13 protein-coding genes are annotated in these 14,165 nt (G+C 59.4%); 9 read left to right on the top strand and 4 right to left on the bottom strand.

All coding sequences use genetic code 11. From position 1 onward, the window contains the following. Nucleotides 1–13: 13 nt before the first annotated feature. The 8 genes from CRD15_RS02350 to rlmB all read left to right on the top strand — a co-directional run bounded on the left by CRD15_RS02350 (nucleotide 14) and on the right by rlmB (nucleotide 8,945). Nucleotides 14–1,948: an HtaA domain-containing protein gene (locus CRD15_RS02350; protein ID WP_080716680.1), complete on the top strand. Its 1,935-nt coding sequence runs from the start codon at nucleotides 14–16 to the stop codon at nucleotides 1,946–1,948. A gap of 48 nt (nucleotides 1,949–1,996) precedes the next feature. After that, the gene (locus CRD15_RS02345; RefSeq protein ID WP_034981808.1) at nucleotides 1,997–3,088 is read left to right on the top strand and encodes a hemin ABC transporter substrate-binding protein; all 1,092 of its coding nucleotides are present in this window, start codon (nucleotides 1,997–1,999) and stop codon (nucleotides 3,086–3,088) included. Next, a complete protein-coding gene (locus tag CRD15_RS02340) occupies nucleotides 3,072–4,121 on the top strand; it encodes an iron ABC transporter permease (RefSeq protein ID WP_034974928.1) in 1,050 nt (349 codons plus the stop codon). Before CRD15_RS02345 ends, CRD15_RS02340 begins: the two co-directional genes overlap by 17 nt. Before the next feature lie 32 nt (nucleotides 4,122–4,153). Further along, nucleotides 4,154–5,029, top strand: coding sequence for a heme ABC transporter ATP-binding protein (locus tag CRD15_RS02335; protein WP_034975006.1), 876 nt, complete (start codon nucleotides 4,154–4,156; stop codon nucleotides 5,027–5,029). A gap of 5 nt (nucleotides 5,030–5,034) precedes the next feature. Then, nucleotides 5,035–6,132: an HtaA domain-containing protein gene (locus CRD15_RS02330; RefSeq protein WP_051892206.1), complete on the top strand. Its 1,098-nt coding sequence runs from the start codon at nucleotides 5,035–5,037 to the stop codon at nucleotides 6,130–6,132. 80 nt (nucleotides 6,133–6,212) lie between these two features. Next, complete coding sequence (locus CRD15_RS02325) at nucleotides 6,213–6,887, top strand: heme oxygenase (biliverdin-producing) (RefSeq protein ID WP_034974929.1); 675 nt, start codon at nucleotides 6,213–6,215, stop codon at nucleotides 6,885–6,887. 40 nt (nucleotides 6,888–6,927) lie between these two features. Beyond that, nucleotides 6,928–7,785, top strand: a complete 858-nt coding sequence (locus CRD15_RS02320) for an HtaA domain-containing protein (RefSeq protein ID WP_034974930.1) — start codon at nucleotides 6,928–6,930, stop codon at nucleotides 7,783–7,785. Nucleotides 7,786–7,988: 203 nt separating this feature from the next. Further along, on the top strand, nucleotides 7,989–8,945 hold the full coding sequence (gene rlmB, locus CRD15_RS02315) for a 23S rRNA (guanosine(2251)-2'-O)-methyltransferase RlmB (RefSeq protein ID WP_034981809.1): 957 nt from the start codon (nucleotides 7,989–7,991) through the stop codon (nucleotides 8,943–8,945). A 50-nt stretch (nucleotides 8,946–8,995) separates the two neighbouring features. Here the strand turns inward: rlmB and CRD15_RS02310 are convergent, their stop codons facing one another. Then, on the bottom strand, nucleotides 8,996–9,562 hold the full coding sequence (locus tag CRD15_RS02310; RefSeq protein ID WP_034981873.1) for a TetR/AcrR family transcriptional regulator: 567 nt from the start codon (nucleotides 9,560–9,562) through the stop codon (nucleotides 8,996–8,998). Nucleotides 9,563–9,684: 122 nt separating this feature from the next. Here CRD15_RS02310 and CRD15_RS02305 point away from each other — a divergent pair, with 122 nt between their 5' ends. After that, complete coding sequence (locus CRD15_RS02305; protein ID WP_034981810.1) at nucleotides 9,685–10,695, top strand: membrane protein; 1,011 nt, start codon at nucleotides 9,685–9,687, stop codon at nucleotides 10,693–10,695. 52 nt (nucleotides 10,696–10,747) lie between these two features. Here the strand turns inward: CRD15_RS02305 and CRD15_RS02300 are convergent, their stop codons facing one another. The 3 genes from CRD15_RS02300 to CRD15_RS02290 form a co-directional block, all read right to left on the bottom strand. After that, nucleotides 10,748–12,406 (bottom strand): carboxylesterase family protein, encoded by a 1,659-nt coding sequence (locus CRD15_RS02300; protein WP_034981811.1) that lies wholly within the window; start codon nucleotides 12,404–12,406, stop codon nucleotides 10,748–10,750. A gap of 87 nt (nucleotides 12,407–12,493) precedes the next feature. Next, the gene (locus CRD15_RS02295; protein WP_034981813.1) at nucleotides 12,494–13,432 is read right to left on the bottom strand and encodes a metal ABC transporter permease; all 939 of its coding nucleotides are present in this window, start codon (nucleotides 13,430–13,432) and stop codon (nucleotides 12,494–12,496) included. Further along, nucleotides 13,429–14,130, bottom strand: a complete 702-nt coding sequence (locus CRD15_RS02290) for a metal ABC transporter ATP-binding protein (RefSeq protein ID WP_187401903.1) — start codon at nucleotides 14,128–14,130, stop codon at nucleotides 13,429–13,431. The genes CRD15_RS02295 and CRD15_RS02290 overlap by 4 nt, the downstream gene beginning before the upstream one ends. Between the last annotated feature and the right edge of the window lie 35 nt (nucleotides 14,131–14,165).

The following is a 14,165-nucleotide window of genomic DNA, read 5'->3' as shown; positions in this document are numbered from 1 at the left end:
GAGTAGGATCAGCATGCACCTTTCACTGTTTGGATCACGTCGAGGCTCGGTGCGACGGTCGTTCGGTCGTACATCCACGGCCGTGGCCGCCACCTCCGTACTTGCCTTCGCTCCCGTAGCATTTACCACGGTCGCTACTCCCGTTGCCTCAGCGGCGGGAACCTGTGAATTCAATTGGGGTATCAAGCAGAGCTACCGTGCCTATATCCAAGGCCCTGTTGCTAAAGGCGGATGGGGTGGCGACGGTATCGGCTTTACCGGCGATAAGACCGGCCCGAATGGCACCTTCCAGTTCAGTCCCCAAAAGCCCCAGGTAAACGGCGATACGGTGACCGTTCCGCTAAACGGAGTTCTCCGTTTCAACGGTCACAACTATGGCGGCGATGACCTGCTAGATATGACGCTCTCCGATTGGAAGGTACGCGCAAAAGGAAAAACCGCCGAGATCCTGGTGGACTATGTCTCCTATGAGTCGGACATGGTCGATAAGAGCAAACGGGGAGCCAAAATCACTGGCGACGATGAAGTCATCGCCAAGGTGAACCTGTCTACCCCGGTGAACCCCGGCTCAGGGAGCGTAAACCTTTCTGGTTCTACGACGCTTACTCAAGGTGGCAGTCGGCTGTTTCTCGCTTACAAGGCGGGAACCTCGATGGATCCAACCAGTGGCTCAGTTGCTTTGGACGGCAGCTGTGGATCAGATTCGGGCAGTGGCTCGGGATCGGGCGAAAAGCGCACGCTGACCACGATCGATGGCAACTTCACCGGCTTTAACAAGGAAGCTATGGGAATTCTGTCTGAGACGAACGACACGATGAACGCCCTGACCACTTTCATGGGTAACTCCCAAGCCTTCTTGGACGAGTATGAATCTTTCGTCAATCGCGGGCGCGGTAAGAACGGATCTTCTAGCGGAAGCGACTCCGGAACTAGCTCCACCTCCGGAACGAGCTCCAACTCCAACTCCGGTTCTGGTGGCGGATCGGCCTCTGGTGGAGCATCGCTTGGATCCGGAAACAGTGGTGCGCGAAACGGCGGAACAGGCGGCGGGTCGGCCTCCAGCGGAGGCGGAACAACCCGTGGCGGTGTCGCTGCAGGCGGAGCAGCTGGTGGCGGTGGAGATCTGCACTGCGCGTCGGTCAAGGCAGTCGAAAGCGCCAAGGCATCGTGGGCTCTGAAAGAATCCTTCCAGTCGTACATCACCGGCTCTATCGCTAAGGGCAAGTGGGATTTGAGCGGGGTCGGATACAGCGGTGGCAAGTATCAGTTCACCGGCAACGGTGGCAACGTCGATACATCTTCGCAGCAGGGAACGATTTCCTATGGTGGTGCGATGCAATTCACCGGTCACAACGGAATTCTCGACCTGAACATTGCTAATCCGGAGATCCAGTTCAACGGTGGAACAGGAAGGCTTGTTGCCGATGTTCGTTCTTCAAACATGGAAGGCGAGAAACGAGACTTCGGGCGCACAGTGCTGGGAGACCTGAGCTTTAGTTCCCTTGATGTCTCGGAAAACTCAGTAAGCGGAGAGGCGAGTGTATCGCTGACCCAGGATGGTTCCGTAGCTTTCGCTGAATTCTACGATCCGGGAACCCAGCTAGCGCCGATATCTTTCAGCGCCCAGCTAGGTGGCCAGGGTGACTGCGACGCAGTGGGCGGTACTTCAGCATCTGGATCGAATGCGGGTGGATCGGGCGGTGGTTCTTCTGCCGCGCACAATGCTGCCGCCGCGAAGCTCGCCGGCAATAAGGACGGTTTCGGCAATGGCGTCGACGGCGATTCTTCATCGGCTGGGTACGAAAACGGATCGAGCAAATTCAAGGTTAAGCCTGTTGCGGCTGAGGGCCAGGATGAGAATCCGACTTCTTACCTTCTCGGATTGATCGTAGGAGTCATCGTCGCAGGTGGAAGTATCGGTCGACTGGTTGTAAGTAATCCGTCTTAATCCGCCTACTAGGTGGCAAAACACTGTTCAGTTAGAAAGCACGTTTTAATGTCCATTGTTCCTAATCGAACTGTGCGGTTAGCGTTCCGCACCTGTGTGTTGTTTATCTGCACGGCCAGCCTCGCTGCGTGTGGCGTTAAGGGCGCCTATGAATCCGAAGCTGATGCTGCTCTGCGAAACGACATCAAGAATGCCGCTGATCTGCAGGACCCCCGTAGCTTTGAGGGAGTTTCGGAGGTCAAGGACTTCACGGATGTGGAGCCTGTGACCAAGAATCCATCCCCGAAGCTGCCGGTGGAGCTGACCGACGCAGACGGCCACGATGTCAAAGTTAATAAGCTAGATCGGATTCTGGCTCTAGACCTGTATGGCACTTACACTAAAACCCTTACTGGCCTGGGGCTTGCCGACCGGATTGTAGGCCGCACGGTCTCTTCTACTGAAAACATCTTGGCCGACAGGCCAGTGGTCACTCAGGGTGGGCACAACATCAACGTGGAAGCCGTGTTGTCGTTGGAGCCGGATATCGTCATCGTGGACCACTCCATCGGTCCACGGGACGCTATCGATCAGATTCGTCAGGCGGGCGTGACCACCGTGGTCATGGAACCGACCCGCACGATCGATTCGGTGGCCGAGGACATCACCACGCTCGGTGCTGTCGTGGGGCTCCCGGAGGATGCGGAAAAGCTTGCAGATCGCACAGTCGAGGAAATAGATCTGGATAAAGAGGCCATCAAGAAGATGGTGCCCTCTACACCGATGCGGGTGGCATTCCTTTATGCTCGTGGAAATGGTGGAGTGTTCTTTATTATGGGCGAAGGGACCGGAGCCAAAGACCTGATCGAGGGCGTTGGTGCGGTTGACGTGGGGACGGAGAACAACCTTTCCTACATCGAACCAGCCAATGCGGAGTCGCTAGCTAGGTTAAACCCAGATGCGTTCATCATGATGACCGGCGGGTTGGAATCCACCGGAGGGATCGAAGGTCTGCTCAAACGCCCCGGCATAGCCCAAACCACAGCAGGGCAGAAGCGGCGCGTAATCACGATTCCAGATGGTCAATCGCTGGCGTTCGGTCCTATGACTGGGCAAACACTTTTGCGGACAGCGAAGGCGTTATATGACCCACACGGTTAACACGAACGAGTTTCTCCGGGCGCGAACGCGCCGACGGGTAGGGATTTTCGGTGCACTTGTGGTGCTTATGCTTGTTGCTGCGGTGCTATCGATCGTGCTTGGACAGTACTACGTGCCACTGCAGGATTTAGGTTCAATCTTGCTGGGGAAAGACCATCATTCAGGTCTGGCCTCCAGCGTAGTGTGGGATATTCGCTTGCCGCGCATCCTGCTGGGGTTCCTAGTCGGTGCATGCTTGGGTGTGGCTGGAACATTGATGCAGGCGGTGTTTGCCAACCCACTGGCCGAGCCATCGATTATCGGCGTGACCTCGGGAGCCGGGGTTGGTGCGGCGTTGGCAATCGTCTTTAACCTTGCTTTCTTCGGCACGTTCACCGTTCCATTCTTCGCCTTTCTTTCCGCATTGGTTGCCGCTGGCCTGATTTACCAGCTAGCTCGAAGCCAAGGCCGAGTTGTGGTTATCAATCTGGTTCTCACAGGTATCGCGGTTAATGCCGTGTGTGGAGCAATTATCTCCTTCATGGTCTATTTGGCTCCGACCGCCAGTCGGGAAGAGATCATCTTTTGGCAGATGGGATCCCTAAATGGTGCCCAGTGGAAGCACGTTTGGGTGGTTTTGCCGATCACGATGGTTGGAATTGCCGTAGCCCTACGGATGGGTGGGGCACTAGACGTACTTGCTTTGGGTGAGAAAGCCGCTGGTCACACAGGGATCAATGTAAGTCAATTGCGAGTGATTGCGATCATCGCTGCGACCGTACTCACTGCAGGCGCAGTTGCCTTTGCCGGGCTCATCGGCTTCGTAGGGCTGATTATCCCGCACCTGTTGCGAACGGTCATGGGGCCGGAGAATTATCTCCTCATCCCTGCTTCTGCGCTTGGCGGGGCGGTCTTGATTGGTCTGGCCGATGTGGCTGCCCGCACATTGATTGAATTCGCAGATTTGCCTATTGGCATCTTCACTGCCCTTGTCGGCGGCCCGACTTTCTTCGTTCTGCTGCGCCGAATGATGCGAAAGGGGATTCATGCATGAGTGCTCACTGTAGCGATGCGACTACAAACAGTATGGCTATCGGCGATAGGGCCATTGAGGTATCTGGCCTTACCGTCGACGTTGGCGCCAAGCGGTTGCTCAGTGACATTAGTTTTGTCGCTCGTGCCGGCGAGGTCACAGGGCTCATTGGGCCGAATGGTGCTGGTAAGTCGACGCTGCTTGCCGCGCTGTCTGGGGATATTAAACCTACTCAGGGTGTGGTTTCCGTCGCCGGATTAGACCCCTCTCGGGCTGATGCAAGGACGATGGCGCGGCGCCGTGCGGTGTTGCTTCAGGATGTCCAAGTCGCGTTTGAGTTTCTTGTTCGAGATGTTGTGGCGATGGGACGGCGACCGTGGCGAGGGACAGTCGATAGCAGTGTGGATGAGCTCATTGTTGACGCTGCTCTGGACGCCACCGGTTCCACTACGTTGGCAGTTCGTGACATCGTCACTCTTTCCGGTGGCGAACGTGCTCGGGTTGCATTGTCCCGGGTATTGGCCCAGCAAACACCGGTGGTGTTGTTAGACGAGCCGACCGCGGCGATGGATATCCGTCATCAGGAACAAGTCTTGAGCTTGATGCAGCAGATCGCTCACAGAGTTGGAACTGCGGTGGTGATTGTGTTGCATGACCTCGATGCAGCTGCGGCGTATTGCGATCACATCGTCTGTCTATCCAATGGGCGAATTGCCGCCGATGGATCGGTTGATTCGGTCTATACCGACGAGATCCTCTCCAGCGTTTATGACTGGCCCATCGAAGTTGTCCGCAGTGCGGATAATGACATCTCTGTCCGTCCGCGGCGAAGGGATCCGCCTGCTGCAGTAGCTCAACTGCTTTCCGCATATCAATCCACCCTCCCATTCACTAGGGCTAAGTCCCTAGGATCCATTCATCAGGAGTAATTCTCATGTCTATTAAGTCAACTCGAAATGCCATGCTCGGCACTGTGATGTCCTTCGCCCTGGGCACTGCTGCACTTTCCGTACCCGTTGCATCGGCACAGGAGGGCGCATCTCAGGCTAAACCTGAATGCAAAACTGTTATCACTGGCGGTACCTTCAACTGGGGATTGAAGGAGAGCTTCCGCAGCTACATCCTGGGGAGAATCGCTCAGGGAAGCTGGGAAACGAAGGGTGAGGTTAAGGAATCTGATCCTGCCAACAAGAAGTCCAAGGACTTCCAATTCCAATTCCAGGTAGACCCAAGTGTATCTAGCATTGAGGTCGATTCCGAGGGCAACGTAACCAAGGCAGAGATCGGCACCAAGCCGTCCGATGTCGTTTTTGAAGGCCATCATGGTGCTTTGTACTCGAACTTCAAGTCCCCTTACATCACGGCCGAGGGGGCTAGTATTCAGGGCGGCGCCAGCTACGAGGGATACTACGTGCCTGGCAAGCACATGACTGAGTATACGCCTGAGGACCGTATCGAAGAGAACAAGGTTTCCGGCAGGGACGTGTTCTCGAAGGGGCACGGAAACTGGAAGGTTGACGGGGACACTGTCACGCTTGATGCAAGCAGCATGACCTACGTTCCTAAGCCAGGAACGGATGGGGACAAGAACATTGTGGAGGGTGTAGACGTCCTATTCATGGGCATTTACTCGGCGGACTACAAGCCAGAGCTGGATGACATCAATGTTTCTCTGACCACCGAGAAGAAATGTGCAACGCCAGGGGAGCCGAATCCGGATGATGAAGGTGGTTCCGGCCCGGACAACCCGAGCAACCCAGACAACCCGGACAACCCGAGCAACCCGAGCAACCCAGACAACCCGGACAACCCCAGCAACCCGGACAACCCGGACAACCCAGACAACCCGGATGACCAGGGGCAAGGCCAAGGTTCGCTGGGCAAGTTCGGAAAGGTGTGGAACTACATTCTTGGCACGGTCGGAATCCTAGGCATGCTGGCGATCATTGGCCACGCGATCAACGTGTCTGGCGCTCTCGATGGCATTCACAAGAAGATTGATGAATTCCTACGCCACCACAACTTGCGCTAATAACGAGTTCCCTTTTCTCGTTCAGCGACAGATTCCAGATTCCACGCGGATCTTGAAACTCTTTCGAAAGGAATAACGTGATGGCTTCGACCTCCACACTTTCAAACACAAGCTTTAACACAGCCGAGCCGATCTCTCAGGCACTGCGCAATGCCACTGCGGAGGCGCACGGGCGCGCAGAAGGATCCGAGTTCATGAGCACCCTTTTCAAAGGCGAGCTTGACGCTCAAGCGGTGTATGCGCTTTCGGGACAACTCTGGTTTGTCTACAGCGCTCTAGAGAACGCTGTAGAAAGAGTCTCCGGCACTCCCATCGGGTCGGCTATTGCCGATCCGCGCCTACAACGTTGCGCTGCGTTGGAACACGATCTGACGTATTGCCTCGGCTCCGATTGGCGCGAACAACTTGAACTACTGCCCGCCACCCGGCGGTATGTAGATCGCCTCGACTCTTTCGGAGAACAAGACGTTGTACGAGTGATCGCTCATCACTATGTCCGCTACCTCGGGGATATTTCCGGCGGTCAGGTCATCGCTGTACGTGTAGCAGACCTCTACAATGTCGCTCCTGAGGCATTGAAGTTCTATGACTTCTCCGCCATCGGCAAGATCCCTCCTTACCGAACCAATTATCGCCAGCGCCTCGATAACCTGCCTCTCACCGCAAGGCAGCGCACTGAACTGATCGGGGAAGCTAACACCGCTTTTGGTATGAACTCCGCGTTGTTCGCAGATCTATACAGAGTCTGCGCGTGAACCTATCTTTTTGTTTTCCATCCCTCGAAAGGAGACACTTATGTCCCGATTCACATCCCGCCATTGTGCGGCCAGTGTCCTGGTGAGTTCTGTCGTTTTAAGCGGCATGGCGATTCCTGCGGCGCAGGCAGAGGAAGCATCCACCCCAGTGTTGGAAGCTGGTGCTTTTGCCTGGCCGATCAAAACCTCTTTCCTTAAGCATGTGCAGGGGCCGATCGCCAGGGGAACCGTCATCGGCGATGGAGGCGCGGAGTTTAAGGGAAACCAGTTTGTGTTCCCAGTAAATACCCAAGAAACAAAGCTGGACCCGCAGGGGAATGGCACGATTGCCCTGGACGGCAGCGCACATGTGACCGCATACAAAGGTCTTGGTAAGAACGGCGGGCCAGCTTTGGATGTCTCTTACTTCGACTTGAAGTTGAATGTCACAGGTCAAGCGGTATCGCTTATTGGGGACTACTCCCTTTCCGGTAACACGGCGAACGATCCTACACAGCTAGACAAGCGCGGCGACGATGAAGTAATCGTGACCTTCACCCTGGAAGCCCCGATTGATCCGGGTAAGGATCTCGTTGCCCAGAACCGTCCCACAACGGCCGGTATCGGATTGCAGAGATCTCTACTCCGCTACAACGAGGGCGAGCAGCTGGAGGGCGCGGACGTTGACCTGCTGCTGGACTATGACGATGGCAAGCAGATAGAAGATGTAACCCCGCAGGAACTGCAGGGAAGTGCAAGCGGATTCTCCGGTTCTTCTAGCGGCAGTTCCAAAAACTCGTCCCTTGGCATCGCGGCCGGTGTGATCGCCGCCATTGTGGCAGTGATTGGGGTGGGGGCACTGGCCTTCGGGCCCGTGGATTGGCGAGGAGTTTTGAAGAACTTCGGCATCACTGCCTAGAAGGAAAGCATCGTACCACCCCATCTGCGAAGAACTATTGCTCGTTTCAGCTGCTACCGGCAAGATTGGTAATGGAAGCAACAAATTCACAGCAGGTGGGGTGCTTTGCTGTCCACGTTCTCGTGAGCCTGGTTCCAGTTTTGCGTGCCGGGAAGTAACATACACAAACGCACGTAGTCGACCAGGTAAGAGGGGCAATCACAGTGGCGGGCAACACCCAGCGCAGCGGAGGCGTGCGCAAGAAGAACAAGAAGGGCGCAACCAAGGGCTCCGGCGGTCAGGGGCGCCGCAGCCTGCGGGGCAAGGGGGCCACGCCGAAGGCGGAGGATCGCGTCTACCACGCTGCCTACAAGCGCAAGCAGGCCGCCAAGCGCCGGGCATCTGGTGCGCACGACCGCTTCGCAAAGGACGAGAACCAGGTGGAATTGGTGGTCGGCCGCAACCCTGTGATCGAGTGCCTGCACGCCAAGGTTCCCGCCACAGCACTGTACGTCGCGGAGGGCACCAAGAACGACGAGCGCCTGGCCGAGGCTGTCCACACCTGCGCCGACCGTGGCATCTCTGTACTGGAGGTGTCCCGCGCCGAGCTGGATCGCATGACCGGCAACGGAATGCACCAGGGCATTGGCCTGCAGATCCCGCCGTTCCAGTACACGCAGGTTGAGGACCTGATCGAGCGGACCGCCTCCGCACCCCAGCCCGGCCTAGTCGTCGCGCTGGATAACATCACTGACCCGCGTAACCTCGGTGCGGTCATCCGCTCCGTCGCGGCATTCGGCGGCCACGGCGTGATCATCCCGGAGCGCCGCAGCGCCTCCGTTACCGCCGTCGCTTGGCGCACCTCCGCGGGCACGGCCGCGCGCCTGCCGGTGGCGAAGGCCACCAACATGGTGCGGTCCCTGAAGCAGTTCCAGCAGGCTGGTTACCAGGTCGTGGGGCTGGATGCTGGTGGCGACCACACCCTCGACACCTACGACGGCACCACCCGGACCGTCATCGTCGTCGGCTCCGAGGGCAAGGGTCTGTCCCGCCTGGTGGCGGACACCTGCGACACGATCATGTCGATCCCGATGGCCAAGTGGGTCGAGTCCCTCAATGCGTCGGTCGCTGCGGGCGTGGTGCTCAGCGAGTTCGCCCGCCAGCGTCGCGCTGCTAAGTGACGCCCCTTCGTTTTCGCCCCTCTGGGTACATCCGCGGGGACTGCTAGCTTCTAAGGCTTAAGTCCCCGGATGTATGTCTCCACGAGCCAAGGCTGATAATCGGGGACAAGTTTTCGTGCAGCGTCAGGGAGGGGGCGGGTGATCGCCGCCAGGCCGAGATGGAAATGTAGTGCGTCCACGTCTTCTCTGAGGAGCGACCAGTGGCGTGCCCGGTGAAGCACTCTTTCTAACTGCTCCATCAGCTCGTTCATTCGAGGGACGAGGTCTGCCTCGAAGTCCAGGTTTTCCACAATGGTGGGCACTACCTGCGTGGCGATGGCTCCTAGTTGCAGCCCCGCTACGCTGTGGACGAAGCTGTTCCACGTTTCGGTGGCTTGTCGAACGTTCTCCCATCCCGCCGTGTGGCGGTCGATGATGTCGATGAGCCGCTCGCGCCCGTAGTCGAAAAGTCCCGTTAGCAAGTCTTGCTTGGTGGGGAAGTGGCGGTAGAGGGTGCCGATGCCCACGCCAGCTTCGCTGGCTATGGTGCGCATGGAGACGTCGATTCCAATGGTGGAAAACAGTCTCCAAGCTGCGGTGAGTATTGCTTGCCTGTTCTCATGTGCATCCGCGCGCATTACTAACCTTCCGAAACTTTTTTGCTCTATCGCTTGCATTCTATCTAAGCGGAACGTTATAATCCATTTTGTTCAAACGGAACAAAATGTTCCGGTTTATGGGATACAGAAAGGGGAAACCCATGTCCAACGCTGTTGATACGCAGAAGAATCCACCAACCCAAGCACGTCCAGCCCCCGAGCGCAGTGATAACCGTCGCCTCGCCGCAATCGTCGTAGCCCTCACGGGAATCATCACGCTCATGCTGTTGGCATTCCTCACCCCCAGCATGAACTCCGGCCCGAAGGATCTCCCTCTCGCGGTCTCCGGCCCGGCGCCTGCCGTTCAGAAAATCGAGGGAATGCTCGAGCAGAAGCAACCCGGGGCCTTCGACGTCAATACCTACGACAACCCCGATGAGGTAAAAACGAAGGTCCTGGAGCGCGAAGCGATCGGCGGGATCTCCCTCGGCAAGGACGGCACCGTTGTCACCATTGCCAGCGGAGCAGGCTCTACCTTCAAGCAGATCATGACCGGCCTTGCCGATGGCATGAAGCAGCAGGGCCAGAAGGTTTCCGTGGAGGATGTAGCCCCGCTGCCCGAAGGCGATCCGAACGGAATTGGTCTGAACACCCTTGCCCTGCCGCTGGCCTTCGGAGGCATGGCCTCGGCCGCCCTGCTGACCTTCGGACTCAAGGGGCGCCGTTGGGGCCGGGTGGTCGGCGCAGCCGTGTTCTCCATCTTGGCTGGTCTGGCGCTCGGCGCAATCATGCAGTTTGGGTATGACCTGTTCGACGGAAACTATCTTGAGCTGGCGGGAATCCTTGCACTGGGCATCGCCGGCACGTCGATGTTCGTCCTCGGCATGGAATCTCTGCTCGGCGGCGCAGGTCTAGGCATCGGCGCGATCATCACGCTATTTGTTTCCAACCCGCTGTCCGGCATCGCGACGGGCTGGCAGTGGCTACCGAGCCCCTGGGGCTGGTTTGGCCAGCACCTGCCGATCGGAGCAGCTGGCACGGCCGTGCGTTCTGTCGCCTACTTCGATGACCACGGCATCACCCACGCGGTTGTTGTTCTGTGCTGTTGGGTTGCGCTCGGTGTGGGCATGGTCGCTCTAGCGTCGTGGCGGAAGCGTCGCGCAGCTAAGTGACGCCCCCTTCGTCCCAGCCGTAGCCGGCTCCAGCGCTAGCTGATCATTAGCGCTAGTCGAACATTTCCTCCTGCTTATCCCACTGCACCTGCGCCCATGCTTCCCGCAGCTCGGGTTGTGGGTCGTAGATGGTTTCCTCGCCGGTGGGGAAGTGGGCGTCGAAAACCTGGGTGGCGAAGCCCAGCGAATAGGGATCAAAACCTGGGTCGTGAGAGTGCACGAACTGCCTCCACCGCGACTGCATGGCAACGGTGGTGGCGCGCATCTCGTCGCGACCGCCGAGTAGCACGGCAATGCGGCCCTTGTCCTGGTCATAGCGCTGGAAAAGGATTGGCAGGTCCAGGGCGTGCATCGCGCCCATGCCGGAATAGCGCAGGAACGGGGTGGTGGTATCCAGGCGGTAGACCCACGCCCGGTCGCTCGGGTGATTCTGTGCTAGGTACCAGGAAGGGCCGGTGAACAGCGCGTCGCCGAAGAAACGCCCCTTCAGCTTGCGGGACTTCGGGCCGCCGTAGTGCTGCTCCAGGATGTTCGTGGCGTGGGCGGCGGCGCCGGAAATCGCGTGGGCGAACGTGCGCGTGCGCGTGTACTGCATGGAGCTACGCTTCGGCTCCAGGTGCATCATGTCGTACTCGTTGCGGTTCGTGCCGATCAGCAGTGGCACATCCATCATCGCACCGGGGGAAAGGGGGTGCTCCGGCAGCAGGTCCTCGTCGATAACCGGAGCAAACGGGCCGGCCTTGGAGATCGGATTGTCCGCGTGGAAGCGCACGATCTCGTCCGAGAGGCGGCCGAGGATTGCATGCTCGGCGGTCAGCAGGTCTTCGGTGGCGGCTTTCAGCTCCTCGTCGCTGAGTTCCGGCGGTGCCTGGCGAACCGGGGTGCGCTGATCCAGCGGCAGGGACTCTTCCGCGCGCATGCGATGCAGCCAGCGGGCGGCGAAGTCCGTCCAATACTTCGCATTCGCGCGGGTGTGGACGATCATCGGGGCGGGGGACTGTGCGATGGCCGCGCTGAACAGCCCCGCTGCGGACGGGGTGGCCAGCAGGCCGGTGACCATGGAGCCACCGCTGGATTCGCCCATGATGGTTATGCGGTCCGGGTCGCCGCCGAAGGCGCGGGCGTTGTCGTGGATCCAACGCAGGGCCGTCAGTAGGTCGGAGTGGCCTGGGTTGGTATCCATGTCGTCTGGCGTGTGAGTGCCCTCGCCCAGGGCCAGCTGGCCGAAGATGCCCACGCGGTAGTTCACCGCCACGTACACACAGTCGATGGCCTGGGCGAAGTACTCGCCGGACAGCAGAGGCTTGTTCGCAGAGCCGTGGATGTTTGACCCGCCGTGGAAGTAGACCACGACTGGGCGGTTGGCCTCCGGGTCGATGGCTGGCGCATTGGTGCCAGCGGAGTGCGCGGGGCGCGGAACCACCACATTGAGCCACAGGCAGTCCTCGGTGCCTTCCCAGTTGCCCGCTGACTTACGCGCCGGGCGGTACTGGGAGCACGCGTCGCCGGAGGTAGCGGCGCTGAGCACACCCTCCCAGGGCGCGATGGGTTCAGCGCGGCGGAAGCGGCGGGCGCCGATGGGTTTTTCGGCGTAGGGGATTCCGCGGAAGGCAGTTACCCCGGTTTCCGCATGGCCTTTGACTAGGCCGGTGGTGGTGCGGACGATCCAGGGGTTGGTGGGTTGTGGATTGGCTGTCGTCTCGGTAATCACAAGTGCTACCTTAACGAGCCAACCGACGGCTGTCCCTCTTCCGGGGGAGGTGGCTATATTTCTATGCGTTTTAGGCGCCCGGTCGCTCTATGCGTGGTGGGCGTGCCCAGCTGCCTCGTTGCTGGTCTGCTTGGACACTGACTCGCCGGTCGCGGAGTACTCCCGTGCCCGCACCGCATCCGCCTGGACGTGCCGGGAACGCATCCAGGCGATCCCGCGGCAGACCAGGTAGATCACGAAGCTCAAGGTGGTCACGAACACCGACACCGGCAGCCCCGGCGCCAGCGATGCGACCAGTCCGCCGACCGCCGACACCACGGAGAATGTCCCCGACAGCACTACGGCCAGCACCGGGTTGCTGGTCACCTTCACTGCCGCCGCGCCCGGCGTAATCAGCAGTGCGATCAGCAGCAGGGCGCCGACGATCTGCACTCCCTGGCTGGCCACCACGCCGATCAGCGCGGCGAATACCAGGGCCAACACACGAACTTTCACGCCCGACGCCGCGGCCAGCACCGGATCCACCGTGGCGAACAGCAGTGGCCGCCATAGCAGCGCCATCGTCGCAACTACCAGCGCAGCCAGCACCGCCAGGATGCCCAGCGAGGCAGAGCTCACGCCCACGATCTGGCCGGTCAGCAGGCTAAACGCCGCCGACGACCTACCGGGGTACAGGTAGATAAACAGTACGGAAAGGCCCATGCCGAAGCTCAAGACCACCGCCACGATGGCGTCCTGCTCCCTTTGCCCCAGCGCCGTCAGCGCCACGGCGGCCAGCACTGCGCCGATCAGCGCGCCCCAGCTCACACTAAAGCCGAACAGCAACGCGGCCGCAGCGCCCATCAGAGCCAGTTCGCCGGTGGAGTGCGCGGCGAAGCTCATCTTCCGCATCACGATCAGTGGCGCAATCGCGCCGGAGACAATGCCCAGCAGCAGCGCCGCCAGCAGTGCGTTCTGCACGAAGTCCACCGAGAGTAGCGCGAGGGTGTCCTCCCACCAGTCGCCGGTGTGGAATTGGCTGCTCATACGACCACCAGCTTTCCGTCTACGTTCACAACCTGCACGTCCGTCCGGTATAGGCGGGAGAGTGTCTCGCTGTTCATGACCTCCGCGACCGTGCCGATCGTGTGGCCGTGCGGCGCGAGGTACAGCACCCGGTCGGTCACGTTAAGGATCGGGTTGATGCCGTGGGTGACGAACACGATCGCAGTGTTGTGTTCCCGCCGCCTGCGATCCAGCAGCTCCACGGTCTGCTTCTGTGCGCGCAGGTCCAGGGAAAGCAGCGGCTCATCACACAGCAGCAGCTCCGGGTCCTGCGCCATCGCCTGCGCTTGCCGGATCAGCTGTTGCTGTCCACCGGACAGCTCGCCGACCCGCCGATTGGCTAGACCGGTCGCGCCTACCTCTTCCAGCGCCGCGTCGACCTGTGCTTTCTTTGGTCGCCTGTTCTTTATGACGCCCGCTGCGAGCGCAAGGCCAACCAGATCTCTTGCGCGCAACGGGATGGATTGTTCGAACATCCTTTGCTGGGGGATGTAGCCCAGCTTGTCCGTCACGTCGATGCTGCCGCGGCTGAGCTTGCGGGTGCCGAGGGCAGCATTCAGAAGGGTGGACTTGCCCACCCCGTTGGGACCCAAAATAGCCAAAAACTCCCCCGGCGCGACCTCGAGGTCGAGGTCGCGCCGGATTCCCTGCGATTTCAGCTCCTGCAAGGCCTTTGACATGGCCGCGCCATCAGAGATGGAATACCAGTCCACCA

It is taken from the genome of Corynebacterium sp. LK28, from assembly GCF_014335105.1.
GTDB classification, from domain to species: domain Bacteria; phylum Actinomycetota; class Actinomycetes; order Mycobacteriales; family Mycobacteriaceae; genus Corynebacterium; species Corynebacterium macclintockiae.
The sequence above is the reverse complement of the archived record's forward strand: the minus strand, read 5'-3'. Positions and strand labels throughout refer to the sequence as shown.

Bases quoted from the DNA above. Each gene is read 5' to 3' on its own strand.
- CRD15_RS02320 (WP_034974930.1), top strand. From the start codon at position 6,928: ATGTCCCGATTCACATCCCGCCATTGTGCGGCCAGTGTCCTGGTGAGT.
- CRD15_RS02340 (WP_034974928.1), top strand. From the start codon at position 3,072: ATGACCCACACGGTTAACACGAACGAGTTTCTCCGGGCGCGAACGCGC.
- CRD15_RS02310 (WP_034981873.1), bottom strand. From the start codon at position 9,562: ATGCGCGCGGATGCACATGAGAACAGGCAAGCAATACTCACCGCAGCT.
- CRD15_RS02290 (WP_187401903.1), bottom strand. From the start codon at position 14,130: ATGTCAAAGGCCTTGCAGGAGCTGAAATCGCAGGGAATCCGGCGCGAC.
- CRD15_RS02350 (WP_080716680.1), top strand. From the start codon at position 14: ATGCACCTTTCACTGTTTGGATCACGTCGAGGCTCGGTGCGACGGTCG.
- CRD15_RS02335 (WP_034975006.1), top strand. From the start codon at position 4,154: ATGGCTATCGGCGATAGGGCCATTGAGGTATCTGGCCTTACCGTCGAC.
- CRD15_RS02305 (WP_034981810.1), top strand. From the start codon at position 9,685: ATGTCCAACGCTGTTGATACGCAGAAGAATCCACCAACCCAAGCACGT.
- CRD15_RS02330 (WP_051892206.1), top strand. From the start codon at position 5,035: ATGTCTATTAAGTCAACTCGAAATGCCATGCTCGGCACTGTGATGTCC.
- CRD15_RS02345 (WP_034981808.1), top strand. From the start codon at position 1,997: ATGTCCATTGTTCCTAATCGAACTGTGCGGTTAGCGTTCCGCACCTGT.
- CRD15_RS02295 (WP_034981813.1), bottom strand. From the start codon at position 13,432: ATGAGCAGCCAATTCCACACCGGCGACTGGTGGGAGGACACCCTCGCG.
- CRD15_RS02325 (WP_034974929.1), top strand. From the start codon at position 6,213: ATGGCTTCGACCTCCACACTTTCAAACACAAGCTTTAACACAGCCGAG.